Raw genomic sequence first — 13,302 nt, forward strand, 5'->3', positions numbered from 1 at the left:
GGCCTTCCACTTCTCGTTGCCGAGCAACCAGTCGAACGACTCGGTCTGCAGGGCGAGGAGGTCAGGAACTTCGAGAGGCTCCTGGATACGCGCGAAAGAAACCCGGCGGGGACCAGCGGGTACGGCGGAGGCGTTGCGCGAGGCTGCCAACGGTTGTCCTTCCGGATGGTACGGAGGCGTGAGAGGGCAGCATAACGCAAAAGGCAAACGGAAGACCACTCATATTGTGAGTGTCAACTCCTTCTGCCGAGTTCACTATCCCACACGCCTCGAGCACTCGTCAATTTCCACGGTCACAGGGGAGGGCGCGTCGTTCGGCTACCCAGGGTTATCGCAAAGTCGCGACGGGTAATGCTGTGGTTGCCGACCACTCCGTCGGCAGCCCCCAGAACGGAGAATCCCCCATGACCGTGTCCTCTGCGGAACGCCTGCGGATGCGCTTCCAACTCCTCGACATCGACGGCAGCGACACGCTCACGTCCGCCGACTTCGCGCTGTTCGCCGCGCGCGTCTGCTGCGTGCTGGGCGTGCCCATCGACGCACCCAAGGCCCACGCCCTGGTCGAGGGGTGCCAGCGCTTCTGGGAAGGGCTGGCCCTGTCCGCCGACCACGACCACGACGGGCAGATCACCTTCGGCGAGTACGAGGCGTTCTCGCACGACCGCTCGTGGTTCGCCAAGCACGGCGAGGCGTACGCGGCGGCGGTCTCCGCGATCTGCGACCTCGACGACGACGGCCTCATCGAGCGCGATCACTTCATCGGCCTGCACAGCGCGGGGGGCTTCCCGCTGGCGTACACGACGAAGCTCTTCGACGACCTCGACGGCGGCGGGGCCGGCCGGGTGCGCGCCGACGCCTTCGCCGCGTTCCTGCACCGGTTCTACACCAGCGACGACGACCTGCTCTGAGCGTGCGCCCGGCCACCCCTCCCACGCGGGCGCGCGGCCGATCGGCCCCCTTCCCCGGCGACGGCCGGGGGCATCACGCGAAGCGCTCGGTGAACGCGTCCCGGTTCGCCGAGCGCGGGGCGCGGTCCCGCACGGCGAACACCATGCGCTCGAACACCCCCGCGAACGCCCCGGTCAGGTGGGCGTGGAAGGCTCCGGCGACCTGGCGCGGATCGTTGCGGAACACGCCGCACCCCCACGCCCCGAGCACCAGCGCGCGGGCCCCGTGGTGCGCGGCCACGGCCAGCACGCGTCCGGCCCGCTCGTCCAGCGCCCGCCGGATCCGCTGGCCCGCGTCCGGGTCGCGGCGCAGCACCTGACCGGCGTTGGGGGCCGGGCAGGTGAGGAACGAGACGAGGTACGGCTCCGCCAGCAACCGCCCGTCCTCGCCGCGGTGCACCGGCACGCCGGGCGACCAGATGACCCGGTGGCTGTAGAGCAGGTCGGGCGAGGCGCGGTGCGCGGCGTAGTAGTCGGGGGCGCGCAGCAGGCACGGGTACAGCAGGGCGTGCCGGCACAGGTCCTCCTCCTGCGCCTTCGCGCCGCCGAGGTAACCGCCGCCGGGGTTGCGGGCGGAGGCGAAGTTCAGCACCGAAAGGCCGGCGGCGCCGTCGAGGTGCAGCCGCCGGGCCGCCCCGAGGCTGCCCTCGCCGGTGACCTCGAACGCCGTCGGGTACGCGCCGGAGCCCGCCCGGACGATCGGGCCGTCGGGCGGATGGCTGACCGTACCGGCGAGGGCGGCGCGCAGCGCGGGGGCCACGTCCACGATCGTGCCGTCGGGGGCCTGGTAGCGGCCCTCGGCGGCGATGCGCTCGTTGTCGGCCGCGACCTGTCGCAGTCGTCCACTCATGCGTCCTCATCGTAGATCGCGGGGGCCTGGTGAAAGGAGTGGTTTTCTTTCATCCCGCTCCTGAAAAGTTTCGGCGGACATAAGCGCTTGTCGAGATGCTGGTATCGACCCGTTCACAGCGTGGGTTACCGAAATATTTCTAGCCGACGTTGACATGTTTCGGGGGCGTATCCACAATGACCGCAAGCCACCCCCCACGATCAAGGACTCAGCGATGATCGATCGCAAACGCGGGCCGGGTCTCGCCGCCGGGCTGTTGGGCGCGCTCCTCGCCATCTGCCTGGCCGTCACCGCCACCTCCGCCATGGCCGCCGAACGCGTCCGCGCCGCCGCCGCGGACTGCAGCGCCGGCTACGTCGGGCTGACGTACGACGACGGGCCCAACCCCGGCAACACCGCCACCCTGCTCAACGCGCTGACCTCGAACGGCCTGCGCGCCACGATGTTCAACACCGGCCAGAACGCCCAGAACAACCAGGCCCTGGTGCGCGCGCAGCGGGACGCGGGCATGTGGATCGGCAACCACAGTTGGTCGCACCCGCACCTGACCCAGCTCAGCAGCTCCCAGATGTCGTCGGAGTTGCAGAGCACGCAGCAGGCCGTCCAGCAGGCGACGGGCACCGCGCCGCGGCTGTTCCGCCCGCCGTACGGGGAGACGAACGCGACCCTGCGCTCGGTGGAGCAGCAACTCGGCCTCACGGAGGTCATCTGGGACGTCGACTCGCAGGACTGGAACGGAGCCGGCACGGCCCAGATCGTCCAGGCCGCGGGACGGCTGCAGAACGGCCAGGTCATCCTCATGCACGACCAGTACGCGACGACGGTGGCCGCCGTCCCGCAGATCGCCGCGAACCTGCGCAGCCGCAACCTGTGCGCCGGGATGATCTCCCCCGCCACCGGCCGGGCCGTCGCCCCCGACGGCGGCACGACGCCGCCGACGACCCCGCCGCCCGGCGGCGGCTCCTGCACGGCCACGATCGCGCAGGGCCAGCAGTGGAGCGACCGGTTCAACCTGTCGGTGACGGTCTCGGGCAGCAGCGCGTGGATCGTCACGGTGACCATGACGCCGCCGCAGCGGGTCATCGCGACCTGGAACGGCACCCCGTCGTGGGACTCCGGCGGCAACGTGATGACCATGCGCCCGAACGGCAGCGGCAACACCTTCGGCTTCACCGTCCAGCACAACGGCAACTGGAACTGGCCCTCGGTCTCCTGCCGCACGGGCTGACCCCCGTGCGTCCCAACCTGTCGTACAGGTGATAAACCTGTACGACAGGTTGTGTTTCACCGCGAGGAGGACATCAGGTGGCCGACTACGACGTCGTGCTGGTGGGCGGCGGGATCATGAGCGCCACCCTCGGCGCGCTGCTGCGCCACGTCCGGCCGGACTGGTCGATCCTCGTGCTCGAACGGCTGGACGGCCTCGGCCTGGAAAGCTCCTCGGCCTGGAACAACGCGGGCACCGGCCACGCCGGGCTCTGCGAGTTCAACTACACGCCGCTGCGCGGTGACGGCTCGATCGACGTGAGCGGGGCCGTCGGCGTCGGCGAGCAGTTCCAGCTCTCCCGGCACCTGTGGGCGCGGCTGGTCGAGCGGGGCACGCTCGGCGACCCCGCCGGGTTCATCCGCACGGTCCCCCACTACGGCTTCGCCCGCGGCGCGGACGGGGTGGCGCACCTGCGGCTGCGGCACGCGGCGCTGCGCGGGCACCCGCTGTTCGAGGGCATGGAGTTCACCACCGACCGGGACGTGATGGCGCGCTGGCTCCCGCTGATGTTCGCCGGCCGCCCCGGCGGCGGGCGGCTGGCCGTGTGCCGCACCCGTGGCGGCACCGACGTCGACTACGGGGTGCTCACGCGGCGGCTGCTCGCGTCCCTGGAGCGTGACGGGGCCGACGTGCGGACCGGCCACGAGGTGCGCGCCCTGCGCCGCGCCGGCCGGTCCTGGCTGCTGCGGGTACGCGACCTGCACGGGGCCCGCGACCAGCGGGTACGCACCCCGTTCGTGTTCCTCGGCGCGGGCGGCGGCACGCTGCCGCTGCTCCGGAGCGCCGGGGTGACGGAGACGCGCGGGTACGGCGGCTTCCCGATCAGCGGGCGCTTCCTGCGTACCGCCGATCCCGGCCTGGTCGCCCGTCACCACGCCAAGGTGTACAGCCACGCCGCGCCGGGCGCGCCGCCGCTGTCGGTGCCGCATCTCGACACCCGGGTCGTGGACGGGCGCTCGTACCTCATGTTCGGCCCCTTCGCCGCGTTCTCCCCGCGTTTCCTCAAGCACGGACGTCTCGGCGACCTGCCGCGCTCGGTGACCCCGCGCAACGCCGGCACACTGCTGGGCGCCGCCCGCGACCACCGCGACCTGCTGCGCTACCTCGTCGGGCAGCTCGCGCAGACCCGGAGCGGGCGGCTGCGGGCGCTGCGCGGGTTCGTCCCGGACGCGCGGGCGGGCGACTGGGAGCTCGTCAGCGCCGGGCAGCGGGTGCAGGTGGTCAAACGGGTGAACGGGCGGGGGTCGATCGCCGGGTTCGGCACCGAGGTCGTGACATCGGCGCACGGTGGCCTGGCCGCGCTGCTCGGGGCGTCCCCCGGCGCGTCCGCGTCCGTGGCGATCATGCTGGACGTGCTCGGACGCGCCTTCCCCGGCCACCTGCCCGCCTGGGAGCCCGCGCTGCGCGACCTCGTCCCCGGGTACGGGGGCGCGCTGTCGGGACGTCCGGAGCTGCTGCGCGACCTCGTCCGGAGCAGCGGCGAGATCCTCGGCCTGAACGACGACCTGCCAGGAGGCGGACAGTGACCACACAACACGAGCCGGACCCCACCGGCCGGGCGTCGCACGCACCCGTCACGAGCCCTGCCGACCTGGTCGGAGCCGGGCATGGGGCGAGCCTCGCCGACCGGGTGGAGGGTGAGTTGCGGCGGGGCATGGGGCTGGGCGACTGGCGGCCGGGCGAGCTGCTGCCGTCCGAGGGCGAGCTCGCCGTCCGCTTCGACGTCAGCCGGACCGTCGTGCGCGAGGCCATCTCGCGGCTGCGGGCGGCGGGGCTGGTGGAGACGCGACGCGGGCGCGGCTCGTTCGTGCTGGCCCGACCGGCGGCGCAGGACTTCGCGCACTCCCTCGGCACCGTGCGCAGCCCGCTCGACCGGCGGCAGCTCCTGGAGCTGCGCCGCGGCATCGAGGTGGAGGCCGCCGCGCTGGCCGCCGCCCGCCGCACCCCGTCCGCGCTGGCCGCGATCGACGCCGCGCTGCGCCGGATGGCCGCGGTACGGGGCAGCGCCAGCGACGCGGTCGAGGCCGACTTCGCCTTCCACCGCGCCGTGGCCGCGGCCACCGCCAACCGTTTCTACCTCGATCTGCTCGACACCTTCGGCGCGGGCGCGATCACCCGGCCGTACGCGGGGACCGAGCACGACCCGGGCCACCTGGACCAGGTGGTCGGCGAACACCGCAGGATCCGCGACGCGATCGCCGCCGCCGACCCGCTGGGCGCCGCCGCGGCCATGCGCACCCACCTCGACGCCTCCATGACCCGCCTCCGAACCTGACCCACCGACGGCCTCCCACCGACTATTCATTGAATGTATAGTCCCGATCATGTCAACCGGTCACGTGTTGCTGGGCCTGCTCGTCGAGCGCCCGAAACACGGATATGAGCTCAAGAAGGAGCACGACCACCGTCTCGCCGGCGCCAAGCCGCTGCCGTACGGGCAGGTCTACGCCACGCTGCAACGCCTCGAACGCGACGGGTTCGCCGAGGTGTCCGGAACCCGGCAGGAGGGCGGCCCCGAACGCACCGTGTACTCGATCACCGACGGCGGCCGGACCGAACTCGAACGGTGGCTCAACACCGTCGAGCCACCGGCCCCGTATGTCACGAGCCCCCTGTTCTCCCGCGTCGCCGTCGCGGGCACGGCCGCCGACGGCTTCCTCATGCGGCAGCGGGAAGCGCACCTGGCCCGTATGCGGGAGCTGACCGCGCAGAAGGCGTCCGACGTACCCGCCCAGGTGCTGGCCGCCGACTACGCGCTGCAGCACCTCGACGCCGACCTGCGCTGGATCGAGACCGCGCTCGCGCGGATGAAGGAGGACGACCTTGCTTGAGGCCAGGAACGTCAGCAAGACCTACGGCCGGACGAAGGCGCTGGCCGAGGTCTCCCTGGAGATCGCCGAGGGCGAGATCGTCGCCGTCACGGGTCCGAGTGGCGCCGGCAAATCGACGCTGATGCACTGCCTGGCCGGGGTTGTCCGGCCAGAGTCCGGCGAGGTCGTCCTCGACGGCAGGCGGATCGACACGCTGGTGGAGGCGGAGCTGACCGCGTTACGGCGGGAGAGCTTCGGCATCGTCTTCCAGTTCGGCGAGCTCGTGCCCGAGCTCACCGCGGCCGAGAACGTCGCGCTGCCGCTGCTGTTCAACCGGCGGGACCGCCGGGAGGCGATGGCCACGGCGGCGGAGTGGCTGGCCAGGCTGAACGTCTCCGACTGCGCCGATCAGCGGATCGGGGAACTGTCGGGCGGGCAGCGGCAGCGGGTGGCCGTCGCGCGCGCCCTGGTGACGGGGCCCCGGGTGGTCTTCGCCGACGAACCCACCGGATCTCTGGACTCGACCGGCGGCGAGCAGGTGCTGCGGGCCCTGCTCGACACGGCCCGCGCCGACCGCACCGCCGTCGTCATGGTCACCCACGACAACCGGGTGGCCGCGTACGCCGACAGGGAGATCGTCCTGCGTGACGGCGCGGTGCCGGCGGGGGCGCCGCGATGATCGACGTGCTGCGAATGCTGAACAGGGGACGCTCGCGCCCGGAGCGGGTGCGTGCCTGGCTGGTCATGGCGGGTGCCGGGGTGGCGACGTTCCTGCTCTGCACGGCCGTCAGCCTGGTGGACGTCCGCGACGACGGCGCCTCGCTGACCGGGCTGGGGCTGGCGCTGCTGGCGCTGCCGGTCGCCGGGCTGGTCCACCAGGCCAACCGGCTGGCCTCGGCCACCAGGGAGCGGCGGCTGGCCGCGTTGCGGCTGGCCGGGGCGACGCCGGGTGACGTGCGGCGGCTGGGCGCGCTGGAAGGCGGCGGGCTGGCGCTGGCCGGGTCGCTGGCGGGCGCCGCCGGCTACGTGCTCACCCACCTGTCCGGACCACTGCCCCAGGTGCCTGTCGTGCTGCTGCTGATGACGGCCGCCGGGGCTGTGTCGGGGCTCCGTGCCGGACGGCAGGTCATCGCCTCACCGCTGGGGGTGGTTCGGCGTGCGCGCGTACCGGGGCCGCGCGTGCGGGATCTGGTCGTCGCCGTGTCGGGGGCCGCGCTCATTGCCTGGGGGGCCGTCGTGCGGGCCGGCTTTCCGATCGCGGGGCCGTACGGAATGGCGCTGGTCATGACCGTGGGAATGGTGCTGCTGCTGGTCGGTGTGACGATGGCCGCGACCTGGTTGATCAGGGCGTACGCCGTTCGGGCCGGAGCGCGGGCTCGCTCCCCCGAGGCGCTGCTGGCAGCGCGGCTGGTCGAGGCGAACCCGAGGGCGTGGGCCAGGGCGTTGTCCGTGGTGGGCCTGGCGGTCTTCTTCGGCGCGGCGTCCGGGGCCCAGCAGGCGGCCACCGGCTACTGGCAGGCGCACGCCCTCGTGGACGTCGCACTCCTTTTGGCCCTGGTGGCCGCGGCCGCCGCGCTGGTCGTGCACCAAGCGGAGGAACTGATCGACCTGCGCCGCTCGTTCGCCGCGCTGGCCGCCGCCGGGGTACCGGAGCGGTCGCTGGGTGGGGTGCTGGTCCGGCAGGCAGTCATCACCTCGCTGCCGGTCTGCGCGGTGGCGGCCGTATCGGGTGTCGCGGTGGTGGTCGCCAGTGCGATCGATATCTACCAGGTGGGCTGGCTCGGGTGGGCGGCGGGCCGGGCGCTGGTCATGACGGGTGTCGGGGTGCTGACCGCGGTGCTGGTCGCTCTGGCGGCCCGGCCACTGCTGCGCGGGGCGCTTCGGCTGGAGACGCTGCGTGGTGGGTGAGAGTTGCTCCGCTGTGTTCGTGGCGGTTCCCGTACAGGGTGTGGAGCTGGGGAAGTTGGCTTGGTGCCTACTGCAATAAGGTGGCAATTGCGGGGTATGTGCATAATGGGGTGATTCTCGTACCCGATCACCACCGGAGACTCACCGCATGAGCCGCCCGCCCCGTCTCGCCCTGTTCAGAAGGTCGCTCGTCCTGGTGGCGGCTCTCGCGCTGGCCGCCTGCGGGCAGGCGCCAGCAGTGCGGGAGGCCGGACCCGCGGCGGCGCCGCCGGCCGGGTTCCCCGTCACGGTCACCAACTGCGGGCGTACGCTCACCTTCGACCGGCCGCCCGCCAAGGTCGTGACCGGCTACCACCCGGCCCTGGAGACGCTGACCGCGCTCGGCCTCGGCGACCGGATCGCCGGGCGCACGAACTTCTCCGAGAGCACCTTCCTGCCCGGCCAGCAGGAGGTCTACGACCGGATTCCCGAGATCTCGTCGACGATCATGCTGCCGCAGAAGGAGGTCATGCTCGCCCAGGGCGCGGACTTCGTCCTGGACAACGCGATGGCCAGCTTCGACGCGGGCGGCGGCTACGCCACCGTGGAGGAGCTGGACGCGGCCGGCTCCCCGGTGTACATCCTGGGCGGCTGGTGCAGTCCCGAGGAGACGCTCGAGTTCACCCTCGACGACACCTTCACCGACCTGAGCAACCTCGGCAAGATCTTCGGCGTCCCCGACCGCGCCGAGAAGCTGGCCGCCGACCTGCGCGGCAGGCTGGACGACGTGCGCACGCGCGTCGCCGGCCGCCCGCCGGTCAAGGTGCTGGCCACCGACGGCGGCAGGGGCCCGGTCAACGCCTACGGCGGCTCGGGCATCACCGACCAGATGATCAACGCCGCCGGCGGCACGAACGTGCTGGCCGCCGTCAAGGGCGATTACACCGAGGTCAGCGTGGAGCAGGTCAGCGCCTCGCAGCCCGAGGCGATCCTGGTCAGCGAGTACGCCACCCTGCGCGGCGAGACGATGCCCACCGTCGCGGCCAAGACCGCCGACGCCCTGTCCATCGCCAGGAACAGCCCGGCCGCCGAGGACGAGCGGGTGCTGCCGCTGCCGGTGTCGGCCCAGCACCCGGGCTACCGCAACCTCCTGGCCATCGCGGACATCGCCCGCTTCCTGCACCCCGACGCGTTCGCCCGATGACCGGCGACACCCGGCGCGCCCCCGCGCAGGCCACGTCCATCTTCAAGGGCCGGGCGGGAACGGAGCGCCGGTTCGGGCTGCTCGTCGGCGCGCTGGCCGTGGCCGTGGTCGCCTCGACGTGGCTCGCGGTGAGCATCGGCGCGATCCCCGTCGCGCTGCCGCAGACCTGGGGCATCGTCGCCGACCGGCTCGTGCCCGGCCTGGTGCCGCGCACCTGGACGCCGGTGCAGGAGCAGATCGTGTGGGACTTCCGGCTGCCGCGCGCGCTGCTGGCGCTGCTGGTCGGGGCCGGGCTGGCGGTGGTCGGCGCGGTGCTGCAGGCCCTGGTGCGCAACCCGCTGGCCGATCCGTTCCTGCTCGGCATCTCCTCCGGCGCGTCGTTCGGGGCGGTTCTCGTGCTGATCCTCGGCATCTCGACGCTGGGCGGGCTGCCGCTGTCGGCCGCCGCCTTCGCCGGCTCCCTGCTGGCGCTGGGCCTGGTGTACGCGCTGGCCCAGCGTTCGGGACGGATCACGCCGTCGCGGCTGGTGCTGGCCGGTGTGGCGCTGGCCTACCTCTTCCAGGCCCTCTACAGCTTCGTGCTGCAGCAGGCGCAGAGCGGCCGGGCGGCCCAGCAGGTGCTGTTCTGGCTGATGGGCAGCCTGGGCGGGGCCCGGTGGGAGATGTTGCCGCTGCCGGCCGTCGCGCTGGCCGGGGGGCTGGCGTACCTGCTGCTGCAGCACCGGCGGCTCAACGCGCTCAGCGCCGGCGAGGAGACCGCCGTCTCCCTCGGCGTGAACGTGCACCGGCTGCGGCTCACGCTCTTCGTGCTCACCTCGCTGCTGGTCGGCGTCCTGGTGGCCACCAGTGGCGCGATCGCGTTCGTGGGGCTGATCGTGCCGCACGCGGCCCGCCTGCTCGTGGGGGCCGACCATCGCCGGGTGCTGCCGGTCACGGCGCTGCTCGGCGCGGCCTTCCTGCAGCTCGTGGACATCGCGGCCCGCACCGTCAACGCGCCGCAGGAGCTGGCGCTCAGCATCGTCACCGCGCTGTTCGGTGTGCCGTTCTTCCTGTGGCTGCTGCGCCGCCGCTCGGTCGATCGGGCGGTGACCGTCGCATGAGGCTCGACCTGAGCGGCGTCTCGGTGCGCCTCGACGACCGTCCGATCGTGCACGAGGCCGGGCTGCGGGTGGACGACGGCGAGTTCGTGGCCCTGGTCGGCCCGAACGGCTGCGGCAAGTCCACCCTGATGCGGACGATCTACCGCGCGCTGCGCCCCTCGGCCGGCCTCATCACCGTGGACGGCGACGACGTGCACGGCCTGTCCTGGCGGGAGTCCGCCCGGCGCACCGCCGTGGTGGCCCAGGAGACGCCCGCCGAGCTGGACTTCACCGTGGGCGAGGTCGTGCTCATGGGCCGCACGCCGTACCGGCTGGAGGGTCAGGCGGACGCGGAGCGGTGCGCGCGGGCGCTGGAGCGCGTCGGCCTGACGGACGGTGCGGACCGGGTCTACGCGACCCTGTCCGGCGGCGAGAAGCAGCGCGCCCTCATCGCCCGCGCCCTGGTGCAGGAGACCCGCCTGCTGCTGCTCGACGAACCCACCTCCCACCTGGACGTCCGCCACCAGTTGGAGATCCTGCACCTGGTCAGGGAGCTGGGCGTGGCCACGCTGGCCGTCCTGCACGATCTCAACCAGGCCGCGGCGTTCTGCGACCGCCTGTACGTCATGAGCGCCGGCCGCGTGCTCGCCGGCGGCCCGCCCGGGCAGGTCCTCACCCCCGAGCTGATCTCCGAGGTGTACGGCGTGCGCGCCGTGCGGCGCACCCAGCTCGTCTTCGAACGGCTGGAAGAGCGATGAGTTCTCAACGGGCCGGCGGCTGTTCGACGTCGTCGACGGGCCCCTCGGGTGGAACGAGAAGATGGGCTTCGGCGCCGCCGTTCTTCGTGGTCACCCACGAGCCGCCGCGCGAGGTGCGACTGGCGCGGGAGCTGGGGCTGCGTTTCACGTTCGCCGGCGCTCTGGTGTCCGCGATCGAGCAGGCCCGTGCCGCCGCGACCGGCGGCGACGTCGTGATCATGGGTGGTGGCGACGTCCGCCTCGTGTACGAGCGGGCCGGCGACGCGTGACCGCCGGACGGCCGCCCGGGGCGGGCGGCCGTCCGTGCCCCCGCCGCTCACACCGCGCGCTCACGGACGTTGACCAGGCGGGCGCCGAGCGCGCGGGCGCCGATCACCATGGCCGCGGCGGCCAGGACGATGTCCTTGAAGATGTACTGCGCCTCCAGCGTGGGCGCGCCGGGGAACAGGTTGGTGAAGAACAGCGCGTACGGTGCGAAGAACCCGGCCAGCGCGCCCGTCATCACCACCAGCCCGGTCTTCAGCAGCTTGCCGGTCACCAGCGTGAGGCCGATGAAGACCTCCATCGCCGCGATCACGGCCTGGGCGGCGTAGCCCGACAGCAGGCCCAGGGACAGCCGCTCCAGCGTGGCCACCGAGAGCGCCTCCGCGGGGCTGACGCCCGGGAAGAACTTGAGCGTGCCGAAGGCCACGAAGACCAGCCCGAGGCTGACCCGGAGGATGTCGATGCTGTTGCGGGCCAGCCAGCCGGCCAGCTTGGAGATCATGGATTCGATGGTGGCGGTCATGTCGTGCTCCCCTGTCGATGTCGTCTCGTGCTGCTTCAGCCTCGCGAAATCGGCGGCGGGGAACATCGGGCCGGAGGAGGCACCTGGGATACGTCTTCGCGGGTACGCCGGGGCCCGCGCGTACGCCCGCGGGCCTCGGGAACCCTCCCTAGGGGACGGCCCGCACCACGTCGGAGCGCGGCCGGGCGTACTCCGGCGGATGTATCAGGAGGCGGTGCGCGTCCATTGCTGGTTCGTGCCGGTGCCGCAGGTGTACTGCTGGATGTCGGCGCCGTCGGCGGTGGAGGCGCCGGTCACGTCGAGGCACTTGCCGCTGTGGCGGGCGCGGAGCTGGAAGTAGGAGCCGGTGGCGGTCCACTGCCACTGCTGGTTGGCGCCGGTGCCGCAGGCGTACTGGACGACGTTCGCGCCGTCGGCCGTGGAGGCGCCGGCCACGTCGAGGCACCTGCCGCTGTTCTGGCTGATCAGGCGGTAGTAGCCGCCGCCGGCGTCCTGGAAGAGCCATTTCTGGTTGCCGCCGCCGTTCCACGGGTACTGCTTCACCTCCGCGTTGTCCGCCGTGGACGCGCTGACGACGTCCATGACCTTGCCGCTGTGGCGGGCGGTGATCCGGTAGTACGGGACCGTGGCGTCCAGGCCCCAGGAGTAGCGCAACTGGTCGCGGCCGGAGGCGTTGGTCGTGGACAACGACAGGGCGGTGCCGGAGCCGTTGACGGTCTGCAGCCGGTACGGGTCGTTGGGCCGCACGCCCGGCCAGTAGACGGTGCCCAGTTGCAGGGCACGGGCCTCGGCCGCGACCCCGCGGACGAACGCGACGAAGCTGTCCCCCGCGCCGGGCACGTCGTAGTCGCGGCCGTCGGTCATGGGCGCGCCCCATTCGGTGACGACGACGCGGGCCGCGTAGCCGCCGACGCTGGTGCGCAGGGCCTCCCGCCAGGAGTCCTCGGTGGTGCGGCTGCTGTCGAAGAACTGGTAGATGTGCCGCGAGATCAGGGTGCCGTCGAACCGGCTGTCCGAGCCGATCGTGGTGAGCCGCTGGTTGTAGCCCGCGCCGCTGATGATGACCCGGCCGCGGGGGACGCCCGGATAATTGCCCAGCCATTGGGCGGCCAGGTTCTTCCAGTCGGCGTCGCTGTAGGCGTACGGCTCGTTCATCGGCTCGAAATGGACGAGGGCGGTGCTGCCGTACTTGGTGACGATGGTCTGCCACATCGCCCAGAACTGGTTGAGGTCGTCCACGGCGCCGTTGCGGGAGCTCGCGCTCTCCCAGTAGCTCAGGATGACTTTCATGCCCTTGGCGACGGCCGTGTCGATGACGCCGGTGTAGGAGTTCCAGTACGCGCCCGTGACGGTGGCGTGGTTGACGGGGAGGCGGACGGTGTTCGCGCCGAGGTTGGCCTGGAAGCCGGACAGGACGCGGTCGGCCTTGGCCTGCGTCGTCGCGTAGCTGTCGGAGGTGCTCAGGCCGCCGAGGACGAGCACGCCGTCCACGAAGTTGTCGCGCTCGTCGGCCCAGTTGACGCCCCGGAAGTCGGTGGTGGCGGCGAGCGCCGGGGTGGTGCCGGGCAGGGTCAGGGCGGCTGCGGCGAGGAGCACGGCGGCGGCCGAGCACAACCGTTTCACGTTCACGATCGATCACCTCTGTTAGCGCTAACATTCTGTCGCGGCGAATCCCCCGATGGTTCGGCGTATTACGGGTTGCGTGTCGAGAGT

Annotated in this window: 14 protein-coding genes; 11 read left to right on the plus strand and 3 right to left on the minus strand. The window is 72.4% G+C overall.

From position 1 onward, the window contains the following. Positions 1–404 precede the first annotated feature (404 nt). Positions 405–908, plus strand: coding sequence for an EF-hand domain-containing protein (locus tag FAF44_RS21900; RefSeq protein WP_237105090.1), 504 nt, complete (start codon positions 405–407; stop codon positions 906–908). A gap of 73 nt (positions 909–981) precedes the next feature. Here FAF44_RS21900 and FAF44_RS21905 read toward each other — a convergent pair whose 3' ends face one another. Further along, positions 982–1,797, minus strand: a complete 816-nt coding sequence (locus FAF44_RS21905) for a TIGR02452 family protein (protein ID WP_237105091.1) — start codon at positions 1,795–1,797, stop codon at positions 982–984. A gap of 214 nt (positions 1,798–2,011) precedes the next feature. Between FAF44_RS21905 and FAF44_RS21910 the strand changes: the two genes are divergently transcribed. The 10 genes from FAF44_RS21910 (at position 2,012) to FAF44_RS21955 (ending at position 11,071) form a co-directional block, all read left to right on the plus strand. Beyond that, positions 2,012–3,025, plus strand: coding sequence for a polysaccharide deacetylase family protein (locus tag FAF44_RS21910; protein WP_237105092.1), 1,014 nt, complete (start codon positions 2,012–2,014; stop codon positions 3,023–3,025). 77 nt (positions 3,026–3,102) lie between these two features. Then, the gene (gene mqo / locus FAF44_RS21915) at positions 3,103–4,590 is read left to right on the plus strand and encodes a malate dehydrogenase (quinone) (protein ID WP_237105093.1); all 1,488 of its coding nucleotides are present in this window, start codon (positions 3,103–3,105) and stop codon (positions 4,588–4,590) included. Continuing rightward, positions 4,587–5,339 (plus strand): FadR/GntR family transcriptional regulator, encoded by a 753-nt coding sequence (locus FAF44_RS21920; RefSeq protein WP_237105094.1) that lies wholly within the window; start codon positions 4,587–4,589, stop codon positions 5,337–5,339. The genes mqo and FAF44_RS21920 overlap by 4 nt, the downstream gene beginning before the upstream one ends. A 49-nt stretch (positions 5,340–5,388) precedes the next feature. After that, positions 5,389–5,895 carry a PadR family transcriptional regulator gene (locus FAF44_RS21925; RefSeq protein ID WP_237105095.1) on the plus strand — a complete coding sequence of 169 codons (507 nt, stop codon included), beginning with the start codon at positions 5,389–5,391 and terminating at the stop codon, positions 5,893–5,895. Then, positions 5,888–6,553, plus strand: a complete 666-nt coding sequence (locus FAF44_RS21930; protein WP_237105096.1) for an ABC transporter ATP-binding protein — start codon at positions 5,888–5,890, stop codon at positions 6,551–6,553. The genes FAF44_RS21925 and FAF44_RS21930 overlap by 8 nt, the downstream gene beginning before the upstream one ends. 5 nt (positions 6,554–6,558) lie before the next feature. Continuing rightward, the gene (locus FAF44_RS21935; RefSeq protein ID WP_237105097.1) at positions 6,559–7,782 is read left to right on the plus strand and encodes a hypothetical protein; all 1,224 of its coding nucleotides are present in this window, start codon (positions 6,559–6,561) and stop codon (positions 7,780–7,782) included. A gap of 148 nt (positions 7,783–7,930) precedes the next feature. Beyond that, positions 7,931–8,965 (plus strand): ABC transporter substrate-binding protein, encoded by a 1,035-nt coding sequence (locus FAF44_RS21940; protein ID WP_237105098.1) that lies wholly within the window; start codon positions 7,931–7,933, stop codon positions 8,963–8,965. Further along, positions 8,962–10,065, plus strand: coding sequence for an iron ABC transporter permease (locus FAF44_RS21945; protein ID WP_237105099.1), 1,104 nt, complete (start codon positions 8,962–8,964; stop codon positions 10,063–10,065). The genes FAF44_RS21940 and FAF44_RS21945 overlap by 4 nt, the downstream gene beginning before the upstream one ends. Continuing rightward, on the plus strand, positions 10,062–10,802 hold the full coding sequence (locus tag FAF44_RS21950) for an ABC transporter ATP-binding protein (RefSeq protein ID WP_237105100.1): 741 nt from the start codon (positions 10,062–10,064) through the stop codon (positions 10,800–10,802). The genes FAF44_RS21945 and FAF44_RS21950 overlap by 4 nt, the downstream gene beginning before the upstream one ends. Continuing rightward, positions 10,799–11,071, plus strand: a complete 273-nt coding sequence (locus FAF44_RS21955) for a hypothetical protein (RefSeq protein ID WP_237105101.1) — start codon at positions 10,799–10,801, stop codon at positions 11,069–11,071. The genes FAF44_RS21950 and FAF44_RS21955 overlap by 4 nt, the downstream gene beginning before the upstream one ends. A 47-nt stretch (positions 11,072–11,118) precedes the next feature. Here FAF44_RS21955 and FAF44_RS21960 read toward each other — a convergent pair whose 3' ends face one another. Beyond that, entirely contained in the window at positions 11,119–11,589 is a 471-nt protein-coding gene (locus FAF44_RS21960; protein WP_237105102.1) for a DoxX family protein, read from the minus strand. A 204-nt stretch (positions 11,590–11,793) separates the two neighbouring features. Continuing rightward, positions 11,794–13,218: an RICIN domain-containing protein gene (locus FAF44_RS21965; protein WP_237105103.1), complete on the minus strand. Its 1,425-nt coding sequence runs from the start codon at positions 13,216–13,218 to the stop codon at positions 11,794–11,796. Positions 13,219–13,302 lie beyond the last annotated feature (84 nt).

Origin of the sequence: Nonomuraea sp. MG754425, from assembly GCF_021699195.1 — a bacterium.
Taxonomy (GTDB): domain Bacteria; phylum Actinomycetota; class Actinomycetes; order Streptosporangiales; family Streptosporangiaceae; genus Nonomuraea.